The organism is Ancylobacter mangrovi (genome assembly GCF_024752355.1).
Taxonomy (GTDB): domain Bacteria; phylum Pseudomonadota; class Alphaproteobacteria; order Rhizobiales; family Xanthobacteraceae; genus Ancylobacter; species Ancylobacter mangrovi.
The window spans coordinates 601085-617319 of record NZ_JANTHZ010000001.1 but is presented as its reverse complement, the minus strand read 5'-3'; the positions used below and the strand labels follow the sequence as shown (position 1 = coordinate 617319).

The following is a 16235-nucleotide window of genomic DNA, read 5'->3' as shown; positions in this document are numbered from 1 at the left end:
GGCATCGCTCACCCGACAAGCCATTTGTTGAACTTGGCGAACAGCTCGTCGCCGTGCTCGGCCCAGTAGGGCACGTTCTGCAGCACGGCGGTCTTGCCGTTCTCCGGCGAGTTCGGCAGCAGCGCCTTGGTCTTGGCGTCGAGCATGTCGAACGCCTTCGGATTGGTCGGCCCGTAGGGGATGTGCTGGGCGAACACCGCCTGGTTCTTGGCCTCGATCAGGTTGGCGAGGAACTCCATCGCCCGCTTCTTGTCCTTCACGCCCTTGGGCACGATGAAGGCGTCGCAGGTGAAGATGCACTGGTCGAAGGTGTAGTCGATCGGCGCGCCGTCGACCTTGGGCTTGTAGAGGCGCCCGTTCCACGAGGTGCCCACGTCCACCTCGTTGCTGATGAGCAGCTGCGCGCTCTGCGCGCCGGAGGTCCACCAGGTGAGGTTCGGCTTGATCTTGTCGAGCGAGGAGAAGACCGCATCGAGGTCGAGCGGGTAGAGCTTGTCGGGCGAGACGCCCGCGCCCAGGGCGGCGATTTCCATCGTCTGCGGCGCCAGCTTCCACAGGCTGCGCTGGCCCGGCTTGGCGCTGGCGTCGAAGAACTCCACCCAGCCCTTGGGCCGGGTCTCCTCGGTGAAGGCCTGGGTGTTCCAGCCCATCACCGTGCCGGCGACGTCGGAGACGATGTAGTGGTCGTCCGCGGCCCAGGGCAGCAGCGCCTTGCGGTCGACGATGTCGTAGTCGATCGGCTCCAGAAGGCCGAGCTTGGCGAGCACCGCGGCCTCGGCGAAGTCGATATTGGCGACGTCGATGTCGACCGCGTTGGCGTCCACCATCGCCTTGATGCGGGCGGTATCCATATAGGGCGCGCCGAGGATCTTCACGCCGGTCTTTTCGGTGAAGGTGTCGAAATAGGCGGCCTTGTAGGCGGCCTCGAGCGCGCCGCCCGAATTGGGCACGGTCATGGTGGCGTCGGCGGCGCGCACGATGCCTGGACGCGCGACGCCGGCCGCGGTCAGGGCGGCTGCGCCGGCCAGGAAGGTTCGGCGGGACACGCCGGGCAGAATGCCGGATCCGGCGCTGTGGTTCTTCTGGTCAGTGCGGTCAGTCATGGCGGACATCCTGATCTCGAAGGGAAGACCTGAGGCACAGAGCCGGCGACGCCGGCGAGGGATAAGCACGTGCTGTGCCACCCCCCGCCGCGGGCCGGGGCGGCGGGGGGCCTTAGCTGCGCAGGTTCTCGCGGAAGGTGCGGCCGGCATATTCGGTGCGGTAGATGCCGCGGCGCTGCAGCTCCGGCACCACCGAGCGCACGAACTGCACATAGCCGGTGGGCGAGAGCGTCGGCACCACGACGAAGCCGTCGCAGGCCTCGGATTCGAACAGGTCCTGCATGTAGTCGGCGATCATCTGCGGCGTGCCGACGATCTGCGGGGTGATCTCGTTGACGCCATAGGCATGGCCCGCCTCGCGCAGGGTCATGTTCTTGTTCTGGCTGGCGCGCAGGATGTGGTCGAACACGCCGCGCGAGCCCTGCGTGATCTCCATGTCGACCAGCGGCTGGTCGAGCGGGTAGCCGGCGAGGTCGATGCCCATGGCGTTGGAGATTTCCGCGACGCCGAGCTCGTCGCTGACCAGCGATTCAAGATAGGCGGCCTTCTCGCGGGCGATCGATTCCGTCTCGCCGACGATGATGTCCACCGCCGGCAGGATGGCGCATTCGTTGGGCGCGCGGCCATGCGCGGCCATGCGGGACTTGATGTCGCGATAGAAGTCCTGCATCCGCGCTTTGTCCGGCTGCAGGGTGAACAGCACCTCGGCCCAGCGCCCGGCGAATTCGCGCCCGCGCTCGGAGGAGCCCGCCTGCATCAGCACCGGGCTGGTCTGCGGCGAGCGCGGCGTCTGCAGCGGGCCGCGGGTCTTCACCCACCGGCCCTCGAAATTCACGTAATGGACCTTGTCCGGGTCGGCGAACACGCCGTTCTTGCGGTCGAGCACCAGCGCGTCCTCGTCCCAGCTCCGCCACAGCGCCTGGCAGGCTTCCACCACCTCCTCGGCGTGGTCGTAGCGCAGGCCGCGCTCCATCAGCCGGTCCATGCCGAAATTCTGCGCTTCGCGGTCATTGGCTGAGGTGACGACGTTCCAGGCCGCGCGCCCGCCGCTGATGTGGTCGAGCGTCGCCATGGAGCGGGCTATGTGGAACGGGTGGTAGAAGGCCGTCGACATGGTGGCGGCGAGGCCGAGATGGCTGGTCGCGCGCGCCATGCAGGCGAGGAGCTGCAGCGGCTCCAGCAGGAACATCTGGCCGGGCTGGCGCAGATTGGCGGCGAAATTGCCGCCGAAGGTGTCGAACAGCGTCAGCACGTCGACGAAGAACAGGCCGTCGAACTTTCCCTCCTCGAGGATGCGGGCGATGTTCTCGTAGCGGGCCGGGTTCAGGAAATCGGTGCCGTCGCTCTCATCGTGCCGCCAGGCGCCGTTGTGGTGCCAGTTGGGTCCCGCGATGCAGAAACCGATGAAGTGCATTTGCCTCGGCACGACCACCACCCCTGAGGATCGACATGGCACGGCACCGGCGAGCCACCCCGGAAAGGGCGGGTTCGTTCGATGCAGGCGCTCGTCACGTTCGCGATGGCGATGACGCTAGTGATGGAAAAATCGAATATCAATATCAAAAACGGGCGCGCCGGGCTTTTGGCGGGCGAATTGTGACGTTTCTGTAGGCTGAGCCTAAATATTGCGCAATTGCCTAGTGCGGTCGGGAATATTCCGAGCAATCGCAAGCAATTCGAGCGGTAATGCCGAAGTGGGCCGGCGCCGCTGCCGGCGGGTTGCACCGCGGCACCTCGCGGCACGCGCTTTCGTCAAGTGGGGCGGGAAGCGCGAAATATTCGATATTTATTCGCTAAAGATCGGTTCAGCCTATGCGGGGCTCGATCCATTCGGGCAGGAAACAGCGCAGATAGGCGATCGCGGCGCGCAGGCTCTCCTCGATCGATTCCTGGGTGATGTGCCCGTGCTGGCTGTAGGAAAGCGCCCAGATGCCGTCGGCGATGGCGAGCGAATTGGCGAGCTTCGCGGTCCAGCCGGGGATGGCGGGCATCACGAAATAGCGCGCCAGCAGGTCCGCGCGCCCCTGGGCGATGGCGAGCGTGCCGGCCATGTCGCGCTTGCGCACCTCGGCCCCGATGCTGGCGCCGAGGAACAGCTTCATCAGCGGCGGATGGCTGTTGTAATAGGCGCCCGAGGCGCGCACGCGGGCGGCGATCAGCTCCTGCCAGCTCGCCGGCCGCGGCTCGATCTCGCGCCGCGTATTGGCGAGCATGATGCCGAGATGCTCCTCCGCCAGGGCGATGAGCGCGGCTTCCTTGTTGGGGAAGAAGTGGTAGATCGAAGCCGGCGGCACGCCCGCCTTCTCGGCGATCTGGTAGAGCCCGACCTCGCTGACGTCATGATCCACGAGCAGGGCGTCGGTCGCCTCGATCAGCGCCTTGAGCCGGAGTTGGCCGCGCCGGCGGCGCACCGGCGCCTTGCGCGGCGCGTGCTCCTCGTCGCCATCCGCCATCCCGTCCGCTTCCACCTCGTCCGCCTTCTGCATGTCCGTCATCTGCGCCTGCCCGGTCACTCCTGCTGCAAGGCTAGACGCGCCGTTCCGGCAGGGCAAACGCCCGGCGGCGCGCGTCTCAGTTTTCCGTTGATAATCGATAAATTCATCAATATCGTTTTGCGAGATAGTCGTCTCCGTTCCCATCAGCATTGCGGTCGTCGCCTCGTTTCCGAAGCGGAAGGGCGGGGTTGCCGCCATGAATCCCCGGAATCCCATCGATGAGCTGGACCAATTCGCGTAACGCCGAACTCAAGGAACGGGCTGCAAAAGTCATTCCCGGCGGCATGTACGGGCACGAATCCACCGCTCTCCTGCCGGCCGATTTTCCGCAGTTCTTCCGGCGCGCCGACGGCACCCGGCTGTGGGACGCCGATGATAATGAATATATCGACTATATGTGCGCCTATGGCCCCAATCTTCTGGGCTATCGCCACGCCGCCGTCGACGCGGCCGCGCGCGCCCAGATGGAGCTTGGCGACACGCTGACCGGCCCCTCGGAGATCATGGTGACGCTCGCCGAGGTCCTGGTTGGCATGCTCGGCCACGCCGAATGGGCGATGTTCTGCAAGAACGGCACCGACGCCACCTCGATGGCGACGGTGGTCGCCCGGGCGCACACCGGCAAGCGCAAGATCCTGGTGGGCCGGGGCGTCTATCACGGTGCCGCGCCCTGGTGCTCGCCGGGGCCGGCGGGCATCCTCTCCGACGACCGCGCCCATATCGCCTATTACCGCGACCAGGACCCGCAGAGCCTCGCCGACGCGATGAAGGAGCACGCCGGCGACGTCGCCGCGGTGTTCGCGACCCCGTTCCGGCACGAGACCTTCCGCGATCAGGCGCAGCCCGACGCCACCTTCGCGCGCGAGGCGCGCCGGCTGTGCGATGCGGAGGGGGCGATGCTGGTGCTTGACGAGGTGCGCACAAGCTTCCGCCTGTCGCGCGACCATGCCTGGGCGGCGCTGGGCGTGGCGCCGGACCTGTCCTCCTGCGGCAAGGTGATCGGCAACGGCCAGCCGATCTCCGCGCTGGTGGGCGGCGAGCATCTGCGCAAGGCGGCGGGCAGCGTGTTCGTCACCGGCTCGTTCTGGTTCTCCGCCGTGCCGATGGCGGCGGCGATCGCCACGCTGAAGATCGTCCGCGAGAGCGACTATCTGGAGCGCATCACGCGCACCGGCACGCTGCTGCGCGAAGGGCTGGCCCGACAGGCGGCCGATCACGGCTTCGCGCTGCGCCAGACCGGGCCGGTGCAGATGCCGCAGATCCTGTTCGAGGACGATCCGGAAATGCGGCTCGGCTATTTCTGGACCGCGGCGGCGGTACGGCGCGGCATCTACCTGCACCCCTACCACAACATGTTCATCAACGCGGCGCTGAGCGAGGCCGACGTGGCGGCAACGCTGGAGGCGACGGATGGCGCCTTCGCGGCGCTGAAGGCGCAGGACCTCAAGCACCTGCCGCTGGAGCGGCCGGCGGTACGCGAGCGCCTGGAGCGCGCGGCGGCGCTGTCGGCGTAAGGACGTTTCTGCGGGGGAAGGGGAGGGGCTGCGACGGCCCGCACCGAGCAGGCGGCGCGGATGCGCCGTCGCTCAGATCCCGGGCAACGCCGGTCTCAGGCAGGGGGAGCGCCCGGATCGGTCCGGGGCGTCCGGCCTGCGTGAGCGAGCCTGCCTGGCTGCGTCCGGCTTACTTGGCAGCGTCCGTCGAGGCGAACGGCGCGGACTGGCCCGGCCGGGGCGCATGGCGCGCGGGAGCGGGCTTCTTCTTCGGGCCGGCGATGAGACCGTCGCGGATCGCCTGCTTGCGCGCGGCCTTGCGCGCCCGGCGAACAGCCTCGGCTTCCTCGCGGTTGCGCCGCTCGGACGGCTTCTCATAGGCGCGGCGGGCCTTCATCTCCCGGAACACGCCCTCACGCTGCATCTTCTTCTTCAGCACTCGCAGAGCTTGGTCGACGTTATTATCGCGAACGAGAACCTGCAATTCGTATCCAATCACATGCGGCCGGCGAGCCGGCTGCGCCTTCAAGATGTCGACCGGGATTGGCCGGCATGCGCCTTCATATAAGGGAACGGGCGCGAATTGGAAGACACGGCGCCGTTTCGCGACGTCCATCCGAATGGCAGGGGCCGATCGGAGCGCGCGCGGAAAATCCGGGATCGTCTTCATCGCGTACGCGAATACTCACCTAGTCTTGGCGTTTTACGCGCAGCGCGTTGTCCACAGGCCGCGGCCCGCCGCGCCTTCAGGAGGCCGTGACCTGCTCGCGAACGCTGCGATAGGCCGCCTGTAGCGTCTCGAAGGCGTGGAAGCGGCGCTCGTGCCAGTCGCGGGTGACGGCGCTCGGCCCATAGATGACCTCGATCCGCGACATGGAGGCCATCGCCGAGTCGAAGCTGTCATGGCGCCCGGCGGCCACCGCGCCGAGTATGGCCGAGCCGAGCAGCACCGGCTCGGGAGCGCTCACCGCGGCGATCTTCACATTGGCCGCGTCCGCCAGCACCTGCCGCACCAGCGGGCTCTGCCCGGCGCCGCCGGAGACGAGAACGGTGTCGGTCTTCGCGCCCTTCGCCGCCTGCGCGTTGAGGATCTGGCGCAGGCCGTAGCCGATGCCCGCGAGCCCGGCCATGTAGAGCCCGGTGAGGCTGTCGAGCCCCTCGTCCATGCCGAGCCCGGCGATGATGCCGCGCGCGAGATGGTCGGCGAAGGGGGCGCGGTTGCCGAGGAATTCCGGCACCACATGCAGCGTGCCGACGAGCTCGCCGATCGCCTGCGCGCCGCCGGCGGCCTCGGCCTGCCCGGCGAGCCAGACGCTGAGATTCTGGTCCGCAGCGCGGGCCTGCTCGCGCGCCTGGGGCGCGGCCGGGTGCAGGCGCACGAGCCGGTCGATCGCCGCGCCGGCCGCCGACTGGCCGCCCTCGTTCAGCCAGAAGTTCGGGACCATGGCGGAGAAATAGGGCCCCCACACGCCCGGCACGAAGGCGGGCTCCGTGGTGGTGAGGAGGGTGCAGGCGGAGGTGCCGAACACATAGGCCATGCGGTTCAGCACGCCATCCTCGCCGCCGCGCGCGCCGACCGTGCCGATGCCGCCCGCATGGGCATCGATCAGCCCTGCCGCGACCGCGGTTCCGGGGGAGAGGCCGAGCTCGGCGGCCGCCGCTGGCGTCAGCCCGCTGCCGAGCGGCGAGCCGGGCGCGACGATCTCGGTGCCGATGCGGGTGAAGCCCTCATCGGCCAGCGGGCCGAGGCCGATGCGGCGGAAATAGCCCTCGTCCCAGCGCTGCTCATGGGCGAGATAGGTCCATTTGCAGGTGACCGTGCAGACCGAGCGCGCGAGGCTCCCGCTCGCCTTCCAGGTGAGGAAGTCGGCGAGGTCCAGGAACTGCCAGGCGCCGGCGAAGCTGTCGGGCAGCTCCTCGCTGAGCCAGAGCAGCTTGGGCGTCTCCATCTCCGGCGATATGGTGCCGCCGACATAGTCGAGCACCGGGCTGCCGAGGGCGTTGATCCGGTCCGCCTGCCCGGTGGCGCGGTGGTCCATCCACACGATGACGTTGCGCTCGGGGTCGCCATGGCGGCCGACCGGCAGCGGGCGCCCGCCGGGGCCGAGCACCACCAGCGAGCAGGTCGCGTCGAAGCCGATGCCCTCGATCGCCCCGGGGGCGATGCCGGCATTGCCGACGGCCTCCTTCACGCAGGCGCACACGCAGGCCCAGATGTCGTCGCTCGACTGCTCGATGACGTCGCCCGCCTCCTTCCAGATGCGGATGTCGCGCTTGGCGACGGCGAGCTGCCGGCCCTCGCCATCGAAGATGCCGGCGCGCACGCTTCCCGTGCCGACGTCGATTCCCGCGAAGCATCCACTCATGGTCTACAGGTCCGTCCCGTTCGGCAGGATCACCAGATCGCGTATCGTGACGTTGCGCGGACGCGTCAGCATGAAGACGACGCAATCCGCCACCTCCTTTGCTTCCATCAGCGCCCCTGACGCAAGGGCTTCCTCAAGCTTGGCCTGCGGCCAGTCCTTGATCAGCGCGGTGACGACGGGGCCGGGAAGCACCGCGCCGACGCGCACGCCGTGCTTGGCCACCTGCCGGCGAACGGTGTGGACAAAGGCCTGCACGGCGAATTTCGAGGCGGTGTAGACCGGCTCCCAGACCACCGGCACGACGCCCGCCACCGAGGAGGTAAAGATCACGTCACCGGAGCCGCGCTCCACCATGTGCGGCAGCACCGCGTGCACGGTGCGGAAGGCGGCGTTGACGTTGAGGTTGAGCACGCGGTCCCACACGTCGGGGTCGCCCTCCACCACGTCGCCGCCGATATAGGCGCCGGCATTGGCGTGAAAGATGTCGAGCCGGCCGCACGCATCGAGAATCTGCGGCAGCATGGTGTCGACGCTCGCCGGGTCGAGCAGGTCGACCACCACCGGCACCGCCTTGGGGCCGAGATCGGCGCAGATGCTCTCCAGCGCATCCGCGGCGCGGTCGACGAGGGCGACGCTCGCCCCTTCCTCGAGCATCGCGCGGGCGCATTCGAGGCCGATGCCCGACGCCGCGCCGGTGATGGCGGCGACCTTGCCCTGAAGCCTGCTAGCCATGTCAGTCCTCGTTTTCCGGTTCGCAAATGTGAGGAACCCCGACCCGCGCGGGGCGGGCCGGGGTCGGGAGCGGCACGATGGCGGGTGCTCAGCCCGGCATGGCGATCTGCAGCTTCACGTCGGTCGGCAGGCCCTTGGCCGCGCGCTCGAACGCCTCGATGCTGCGCGCGAAGTCGAAGGTCTCGGAGATCAGCGGCTTCAGGTCGACCTTGCCGGAGGCGATGAGGTTCACCGCGCGGTCGAAATTGTTGGCATAGCGGAACACGGTCTCGACCCGCGCTTCCTTGATGATCGCCGCCGCGACGTCGAACTTCGTCGGCTCGACCGGCATGCCGATCAGCACCAGCGTGCCGCCGGGGCGCACGATGTCGAAGATGCCCTCATAGGCGCGCGGCGAGCCGCTGGCCTCGAACACCACGTCCGCGCCCCAGCCCTCGGTCTCCTGCGCGATCACCTCGGCGAGCGGGCGCTCGGTGATGTTGACCGGGTGGACGCCCGCATACTGGCCGGCGATGGCGAGCTTCGGCGCCGACAGATCGGAGATGTAGACCCGCGCGCAGCCGCCCGCGAGCGCGGCCAGCGCCGTCATGATGCCGATCGGGCCGCAGCCGATGACGACCGCGACGTCGCCCGGCGTGATGTGCGCGCGCGTCGCCGCCTGCAGGCCGACGGCGAAGGGCTCGACCATCGCACCCTCGGCGAAGCTGACATTGTCCGGCAGCTTGTAGGTGAAGGCGGCGGGGTGGACGACCTCGGGGGTCAGCACGCCGTGGATCGGCGGGGTCGCCCAGAAGCGCACGTCCGGGTCGACATTGTAGATGCCGAGCTTGGTGGCGCGCGAATTCATGTTCGGCACGCCGGGCTCCATGCAGACCCGGTCGCCGACCTTGAGGTTCTTCACCCGGGCGCCCACCGCCGTCACCGTGCCGGCCGCCTCGTGGCCGAGCACCATGGGCTCGCGCACCACGAAGGAGCCGATGGCGCCGTGCGTGTAGTAGTGGACGTCGCTGCCGCAGACGCCGACCGTGTGGATGGCGATCTTCACGTCGTCGGGTCCGACCTCGAGCGGAAGCTCGATGTCGCGAAGGGAAAGCTCGCCCTTCTTCTCGAGAACCAGTGCCTGCACCATGGGCTTTTCCTGTTGAACTGCCGTCGTCGGCGAGGCTCAGAGAGCGAGGCCGGCGGCGCTGAAGAGATAGATGTGCGCAGGGTCGATGCCGAGATTGAGGGCATCGCCCGGCTTGAGGTCGGGCCGGCCGGAGGTGAGCGCGATCACCGGATCGCCCTCGCCGCTGGCGTAGAGCTGGGTCGAGCCGCCGAGGCTCTCGGCGAAGTCGAGCGTCAGCGCCAGCACCGGCGCGGCCGGGGCGACGGTGAGGTGCTCGGGCCGCATGCCGACGATCACCGTGTCGCCCGCCTTCACGCCCGACGCGGAGGGGCGCTCGAGCGCAAGCTTGCCGCCGGCGAAGCTCGGGTGCTCCAGCACGAGGCCGTTGCCGGAGACGGAAGCCACGCGGGCATTGGTGAAGTTCATCTTCGGCGAGCCGATGAAGCCGGCGACGAAGGTGTTGGCGGGCTTGTCGTAGAGCTCGGTCGGCGTGCCGATCTGCTCGACGAGGCCGGCGCGCAGCACGACGATGCGGTCGGCGAGCGTCATCGCCTCCACCTGGTCGTGGGTCACATAGACCATGGTGGCGCCGAGGCTGCGGTGCAGCTTGGCGATCTCCACGCGCATCTGCGAGCGCAGCTCGGCGTCGAGGTTCGACAGCGGCTCGTCGAACAGGAACAGCTTGGGGTGGCGCACGATCGAACGCCCGATGGCGACGCGCTGGCGCTGGCCGCCGGAGAGGGCGCGCGGCTTGCGCTCCAGAAGCGCCTCGAGCTGCAGGATGCGCGCGGCCTCGGCCACCTGCGCCTTGATCTCGGCTTCCGGGCGCTTGGCCATGCGCAGGCCGAACGCCATGTTCTCGAACACGCTCATATGCGGGTAGAGCGCATACGACTGGAACACCATCGACACCTCGCGCTTGGCGGGCTCCTCGTAGGTGACCTCGCGTTCGTCGATGTAGAGATGGCCCGAGCTGACGTCCTCGAGGCCCGCGATCATGCGCAGCAGCGTGGACTTGCCGCAGCCGGACGGACCGACGAAAACGACGAACTCGCCCTTGGTGGCGGCGAAGCTGACGCCCTTGATGACGGGAACGTCACCATAGGTCTTCTTGATGTTGTCCAGTCGCAAGAAAGTCATCGGTTCAAAACTCCAGATAGGGCCGGCCCCGGCGGACCGGGCCGCCGTCCGTCAGCCTTCCAGCAGCGCGGCGGCGCATCGTTCGTCGGTCACAAGTCGCTTCACATATCCGGCCCGGAGGATCGCCCGCACGATCGGCACCTTGTAGAGGCCGCCCGAGGCGAGGATCGAATGGCGCACCGGGTTCAGCTCGTGCGGTGCCAGCGAGAGCACGCGCTCGTTGAGCGGGTGGTCGACCGGCCGTCCCTCGGCATCGAGGAACACGCCGAGCAGGTCCCCGACCGCCCCGGCCGCGCGCAGCGCGTCGAGGTTCTCGGAGACGGTCTGGGTCTGCACCAGCAGCGAGCGGGTCGTCATGTCGCCGCAGGAGAGCAGCGCCATGTCGACCGACCGCGCCCGGCGCATGGTCTCGCTGATGCCGTGGTGGGAGAGCAGCATGGTGCGACTCTCGGCCGTCGGGAAATAGAGCGGCGCGGCGAGGTAGTAGCACTCGGCCGAGATGGCGCGGGCATAGCCGGTGGCGACCTCGAAGGTGCTGGAGCCGGAGCCGCGCGTGAGCCCGCCCATCACCGAGGTCACCCAGCTCTGCGCCATGGGGCGGACGGTGACGCGCTTCAGCCCGGCCGCCAGCGTCTTGCCCCAGCCGACGCCGAGCCCCATGCCGTTCTCGAACAGGCGGTCGAGCATCGCGCCCGCAGCCTCGCCGATGACGCGCTGCTGCTCGGTCTCGTCCGACAGGGCGGGCACGACGGTCGCCTCCTCAAGTCCGTAGCGCTGGCGCAGCTTCTCCTCGGCCTCGATGCAGTCGGCCATGGGCAGGCGGATGTCGATGAACACGGAGCCGTCGGAGCGCACCTGGCCGAGGATCTTGTTGGTGCGCAGCCGCGTGAGCCCGAGCTGGTCGGCGATGTCCTGCTGCGTGAGCCCGCCCACGAAGTAGAGCCAGGCGACGCGGGCGCGGATCTGCGCCGCCTCGATCTCCTGGGCCGCCGTGAGCCTGCGTTCGCGCGTACCGCCGTTCATCCGTGCTCTCCCCTCAGGCGAAGGCCTTCCTGAGGAGCGCCGAGGAGGTCTCGAGCGCCGTCAGGATCGACCCGCTGTCGTGTTCGAAGGGATAGAACACTTCGAGGAAGACCGGGGCCGGCGCGATGCCGGTCCGGCGCAGCCTGGCGGCGACGTCCACAGGATCGACCCGGCCCGGCACGGAGAAGTCCCAGTGCCGGTCGAGCGCGAAGTCGGTCTGTTGGACGTGGACCGCGGTGATGACGCCCTTCAGCTCGCGGAACCAGGGCTCCATCTCGCCGTGATCGGGCCCGTAGAGCGGCTCGAAGGTGCCGTGCCCCCAGTCGGGGCAGAGCCGCCACGGCACCGCGCTGCCGGCGACGTCGCCCATCATCCGGCGCGCCTGGGCGATGGTCCACGGCCATTCGCGGCGCAGCGGGGTGGGCTCGATGTAGAGCTCGCTCAGCCCCTCGGCGGCGGCCCGCTCGGCGAGGCGGTGCATGCGCGCGATCAGATCGGCATAGTCGGTCTCGTCGATCGCCTCGGCCTCGCTGCCGTCGAGCCGCGCGGCGATGGCGCCGAGCGGGCCGCCGACCCGCGGAATGCCGGCCATCGCGGCGAAGCGGTAGGCGCGCACGAGCCACGCCTCGGCATAGTCGCGCACCGCCGGGTCGGGATGCAGGAGCTGGTTGAACGTGTAGTGGGCGAGGCCGATGAAGGCGCTGTGGACGGTGATCCCGCGCGCCTGCGTCTCTCGCCGGACTGCCTCCGCATGGCGGTCGAGCACGGCGTCCGGCCACATCGGGTCGACGAGGTCGTAGGAGAACTGCGCCAGCTCGAAGCCCAGCCGCTCGCGCACGATCCGCGTCCACAGCTCCGGCGTCACCCAGCGCTTCACGCAGAAGCCGAGATTGATGCCGAACGGGATCGGCACGGGCGTGTCGGGGCCGCCCGCGCTCACTTGGTCGCTCCCATGGTCAGGCCGCGCACCATGTGGCGCGAGACGATGAGCGCGAAGATCGTCACCGGCAGCACGATCACCGTGCCGGTGGCCATGATCTTGCCCCAGGGCAGCTCGTAGCCGGACATGAAGCTGGTGGCGACGACCGGCGCGGTCTGCACGTTGCGGCGCGTCAGCACCAGCGCGTAGAGCAGCTCGTTCCAGGAGAAGATGAAGGAGAAGATCGCCGACACCGCGATCCCCGGCGCGCCGAGCGGCAGGTAGATCTTGCGGAAGATGGTGAACTGGTCGGCGCCGTCGAGCCGCGCCGCCTGCTCGAGATCGGCCGGGATCGACTTGAACTGGTCGGTGCAGATCCACACCACGATCGGCAGGTTGAAGGTGAGGTAGATCAGGATCAGCACCAGATGGGTGTCGAGCAGGCCCACCTGGATCGCCAGCAGGTACACCGGCAGCGCCAGCACGATCGGGCTGATCATGCGGTTGGAGATGAACCAGAACCACAGGTCGGACTTGCCGCGGAACTCGTAGCGGGCGAGCGCGAAGGCCGCCGGCGCGCCGAGCGCCACCGCCAGCACGGTCGAGGAGGTCGCCACGATCAGCGAGTTGACGATCGCCCCGCTCACCTTCGCGTCGGCGAAGATGTCGGCGTAGTTCTGCAGCGTCGGGGTGAAGAACCACACCGGCGGGGAGGCGAGGATATCGGGCTGGGTTTTGAAGCTCGCCGCCACCATCCAGTAGAACGGGAACAGCGAGAACACGATCACCGCGGTCAGGCCGAGGGCGTGGAACAGCTTGCCGGACGTTCTGCGCATCAGTGCACCTCCCGGTAGAACAGCCGGATGTAGAGGCGGCTGATGATGATGGTGATGATCAGCAGGAGGATCGCCTGCGCCGAGGCGGTGCCGAGATCGAAGATGCGGAAGCCCACGCGCTGGATGTAGATCGAGATCAGGTCGGTGGCCGAGCCCGGGCCGCCGCGCGTCATCACGAACACCATGTCGAACAGCTTCAGCACGTCCGCCGAACGCAGGATCATGACCGCGGTCAGGCCCGGTAGCAGGTAGGGAAGCTGGACGTAGCGCAGCAGGGCGAGCTTGGAGGAGGTCTCGAGCCTTGCCGCCTCCTCGATCTCGCCGGGCACCATGGAGAGGCCGGCGAGGAAGATCAGCGCGCAGAACGGCGTCCACTGCCAGATGTCCATGACGGCGATGGCGGCGAAGGCGCCGGTCTGCGAGCTCAGCCAGTCGATGCGCCCGATGCCGATCGCCTCGAAAAGCTGGTTGGCGACGCCGAAGTCGAGGTTGAAGATCAGCCGCCCGATCAGGCCGACCACCGCATAGGTGGTGGCGAGCGGCACCACCAGGGTGACGCGGGCCAGCGACTTCAGCAGCCCCATGCCCGGCTTGTGCAGCAGCAGCGCGATGGCGAGGCCGAGCACGATCTGGATCGGCAGCACCGTGACGTAGAACTTCGCGGTCAGGAACAGCGAGGACCAGAAGGTGCTGTCGGTGAGCACCCCGACATAATTGTCGAAGCCGATGAAGGGGAAGCCCTCGCGCGGGCGGGTGATGTTGTAGCGCCGGAACGAGGTGACCAGCGCGAACAGGGTCGGGTAGATGCCGATCAGCAGCAGCGTGATCACCGAGGGCGCCAGGAACCAGAGCGGCGTCCAGCGGCCGTAACCTCGGTTGGGCTTCGCGGGGGCTTGGGTCACGGAGGCTCTCATGGCGTCGTCCTACTGGCGTTGGCGGGAGCCGGAGGGCAGGGGCGCCGCAAGCGGCACGGGCCCGGTCGGGCTCACTCCAGATTCGTGTGGTTGGCGCGCATCTGCGCGGGCGACACGCCCAGCCGCTCGCGCAGGCTGAGTATGAGAAGTTCGAACAGGACGTACAGCGCGCCCTCGTAGAGCGAGCCCATCGGCAGCACCGAGCGCGCCGCCGCGCCCTGGTCGCTCGCCATGGTCTGCGCCGGCACGGCGAGCACGAGGTCGGCGCGCGCGGCAGCCGCTCCCGCGGGCTCGGCGGTGACCAGCAGTATCCTCGCCCCGGCGGCCCGCGCCACGCCCATCAGCGCGGCGACGGTCGAGAAGTCGCCCGGCCCGGCGGAGACGACGAGCAGGTCGCCGGCGCCGAGCGGAGGCGTGGTCATGTCGCCCACCACCGCGGCCTTCAGCCCGAGATGGAACAGGCGCATGGCGAGGCCCTTGATCTGCAGGCCCTCGCGGCCGACCCCGTAGAGCGCGATGCGCCCGGCACCGGCGATCTCGGCGACGGCGGCGTCGAATTCCTCGCCCCGCACCTTGTCGAGGCAGGCCCGGATCTCGTCCAGCGCCTGGCCATGGAGAGTGGTCATGTCGTCGGATCCCGGCACGGTTCGGGGAAGAAGAGGGCGGACACCGGATTGCGGGGTTCCGGTGCCCGCCCGCAAAGTCCGGCGGTGCCAACCAGGCGCACCGCCGGGCTCAACTCACTGGAGAAGCTTCTTCTTCCCGTCGTAGTAGCCTTCCTTCTGGAGGACTTCCTCCATCCGGGTGCCGATCTCCTTCGAGCCGCCTTCCACGCTGACCTCGCCCAGCATCATCTTCGAGCCCCACTCGGCGATGATCTCGGAGATGGCCGGCCAGGCCGGGAAGCGGGGACGGTACTCGGGAACGCCCGACTGCCAGGAGGCGACCATCGGCTCGACGAACTGGTACTTCTCCTTGATCGCCGGGTCGTCATAGACCGCCATGCGGCCCGACACGCCGCCGGCGTCGACATAGGCCTTGGCGATGTCCTCGGAGGTCGCCCACTGGATGAACAGCCAGGTCGCCTTCTGCTGCTCGGGCGAGGCCTGGGCGGCGACGGCGAGCGAGAAGCCGCCCAGCGCGGGCAGGCGGCCGGCGGGGCCGGCGGGCTCGGGAGCGACGGCGAGGCAGTCGCCGATCTTGGAGGTCTTCGGGTCGGCCAGTGTCGGGTAGAAGGCCGACCACTCGGTGATCATCGCCACCTGGCCCTGCGCCAGCGCATTGACCGCCTCGGCATGGTCGAAGCTGACGTCGCCCGGCGGCATGTACTTCATCAGGTCCTGACGGAACTGGAGGCCCTTCTGGCTCTCCGGGCTCATCAGGTTGGACTTGAACTCGGCGTTCAGCAGCGAGCCGCCGAACGGCCACAGGAAGCGCATGAAGCTGTCGGCCGACTGGGTCTCGCCGCGGCGCGACTGCAGGGCGTAGGCATACTGGTTCTTGGAGGCGTCGGTGAGCTTGGGCCCGTAGACGTTCATCACCTCGTCCCAGGTCGCCGGCGGCTTGTCGAAGCCCGCGTCCTTGAGCATGCACTTGTTGTAGAACAACAGGCCGGAATAATTGTCGAAGGGCAGGCCGTAGACCTTGCCGTCCCAGGTGCCGAAGGCGTCCAGCAGCAGCGGGAAGAAGCCCTTCAGGTTGAGGTTCGGATCGGTGATCGACTTGTCCTTGGCGAGGTCCTCGACCGGCACCAGCCAGCCGTTCTCGGCGAACTCGCCGATCCACACCAGGTCGACCAGCGCCATGGTGAGGTCACCCTGCGAGGTGAAGTTCAGCACTTCCTTCTCGCGCGTGTTCTCGTAGGGGACGATCTCGTAATTGACCTTGATACCGGTCTTCTTCTCGAACTCGGGCAGCAGCTTGATGATGGCGCGGTAGCCGGGGCGATCGAGGAAGATGCCGTTGATCTCGGTACCCTTCAGCGGCTTGGCGGCGTCTTCGAGCCAGTCGGCCATGGCGGCGACCGGCATGGTTGCGGTCGCGGCCGCCAGGGCCACGACGCTGGCGCAGATTCTCAATGCACGCTTCATTTTTTCCTCCTGAGAT

Annotated in this window: 15 protein-coding genes; 1 reads left to right on the top strand and 14 read right to left on the bottom strand. The window is 68.4% G+C overall.

All coding sequences use genetic code 11. From position 1 onward, the window contains the following. Positions 1 to 8: 8 nt before the first annotated feature. The 3 genes from NVS89_RS02915 to NVS89_RS02905 form a co-directional block, all read right to left on the bottom strand. Complete coding sequence (locus NVS89_RS02915; RefSeq protein WP_258730981.1) at positions 9 to 1103, bottom strand: ABC transporter substrate-binding protein; 1095 nt, start codon at positions 1101 to 1103, stop codon at positions 9 to 11. A gap of 112 nt (positions 1104 to 1215) precedes the next feature. Continuing rightward, positions 1216 to 2517, bottom strand: a complete 1302-nt coding sequence (locus NVS89_RS02910) for an LLM class flavin-dependent oxidoreductase (RefSeq protein ID WP_258730980.1) — start codon at positions 2515 to 2517, stop codon at positions 1216 to 1218. Between the two features lie 391 nt (positions 2518 to 2908). Further along, on the bottom strand, positions 2909 to 3598 hold the full coding sequence (locus tag NVS89_RS02905) for a TetR/AcrR family transcriptional regulator (RefSeq protein ID WP_258730979.1): 690 nt from the start codon (positions 3596 to 3598) through the stop codon (positions 2909 to 2911). A gap of 218 nt (positions 3599 to 3816) precedes the next feature. Here NVS89_RS02905 and NVS89_RS02900 point away from each other — a divergent pair, with 218 nt between their 5' ends. After that, positions 3817 to 5112, top strand: coding sequence for an aminotransferase class III-fold pyridoxal phosphate-dependent enzyme (locus NVS89_RS02900; protein WP_258730978.1), 1296 nt, complete (start codon positions 3817 to 3819; stop codon positions 5110 to 5112). 169 nt (positions 5113 to 5281) lie between these two features. On the opposite strand, the gene rpsU is transcribed toward NVS89_RS02900, so the two are convergent. From rpsU to NVS89_RS02845, 11 genes are all read right to left on the bottom strand, one after another. Next, complete coding sequence (rpsU, locus tag NVS89_RS02895) at positions 5282 to 5575, bottom strand: 30S ribosomal protein S21 (protein ID WP_258731511.1); 294 nt, start codon at positions 5573 to 5575, stop codon at positions 5282 to 5284. A gap of 262 nt (positions 5576 to 5837) precedes the next feature. After that, entirely contained in the window at positions 5838 to 7457 is a 1620-nt protein-coding gene (locus tag NVS89_RS02890; protein WP_258730977.1) for an FGGY-family carbohydrate kinase, read from the bottom strand. A gap of 3 nt (positions 7458 to 7460) precedes the next feature. Next, complete coding sequence (locus NVS89_RS02885) at positions 7461 to 8189, bottom strand: SDR family oxidoreductase (protein WP_258730976.1); 729 nt, start codon at positions 8187 to 8189, stop codon at positions 7461 to 7463. 88 nt (positions 8190 to 8277) lie between these two features. Beyond that, positions 8278 to 9315 (bottom strand): NAD(P)-dependent alcohol dehydrogenase, encoded by a 1038-nt coding sequence (locus tag NVS89_RS02880; RefSeq protein ID WP_258731510.1) that lies wholly within the window; start codon positions 9313 to 9315, stop codon positions 8278 to 8280. A 39-nt stretch (positions 9316 to 9354) separates the two neighbouring features. Then, positions 9355 to 10437 carry an ABC transporter ATP-binding protein gene (locus tag NVS89_RS02875; protein WP_258730975.1) on the bottom strand — a complete coding sequence of 361 codons (1083 nt, stop codon included), beginning with the start codon at positions 10435 to 10437 and terminating at the stop codon, positions 9355 to 9357. Between the two features lie 51 nt (positions 10438 to 10488). After that, positions 10489 to 11460 (bottom strand): sugar-binding transcriptional regulator, encoded by a 972-nt coding sequence (locus NVS89_RS02870; protein WP_258730974.1) that lies wholly within the window; start codon positions 11458 to 11460, stop codon positions 10489 to 10491. Positions 11461 to 11473: 13 nt separating this feature from the next. Further along, positions 11474 to 12400 (bottom strand): sugar phosphate isomerase/epimerase family protein, encoded by a 927-nt coding sequence (locus tag NVS89_RS02865; protein WP_258730973.1) that lies wholly within the window; start codon positions 12398 to 12400, stop codon positions 11474 to 11476. Next, positions 12397 to 13215 (bottom strand): carbohydrate ABC transporter permease, encoded by an 819-nt coding sequence (locus NVS89_RS02860; protein ID WP_258730972.1) that lies wholly within the window; start codon positions 13213 to 13215, stop codon positions 12397 to 12399. Before NVS89_RS02860 ends, NVS89_RS02865 begins: the two co-directional genes overlap by 4 nt. Further along, on the bottom strand, positions 13215 to 14117 hold the full coding sequence (locus NVS89_RS02855) for a carbohydrate ABC transporter permease (protein ID WP_258730971.1): 903 nt from the start codon (positions 14115 to 14117) through the stop codon (positions 13215 to 13217). Before NVS89_RS02855 ends, NVS89_RS02860 begins: the two co-directional genes overlap by 1 nt. A gap of 83 nt (positions 14118 to 14200) precedes the next feature. Then, complete coding sequence (locus tag NVS89_RS02850; protein WP_258730970.1) at positions 14201 to 14755, bottom strand: SIS domain-containing protein; 555 nt, start codon at positions 14753 to 14755, stop codon at positions 14201 to 14203. A gap of 114 nt (positions 14756 to 14869) precedes the next feature. Then, complete coding sequence (locus tag NVS89_RS02845) at positions 14870 to 16219, bottom strand: ABC transporter substrate-binding protein (RefSeq protein ID WP_258730969.1); 1350 nt, start codon at positions 16217 to 16219, stop codon at positions 14870 to 14872. Positions 16220 to 16235 lie beyond the last annotated feature (16 nt).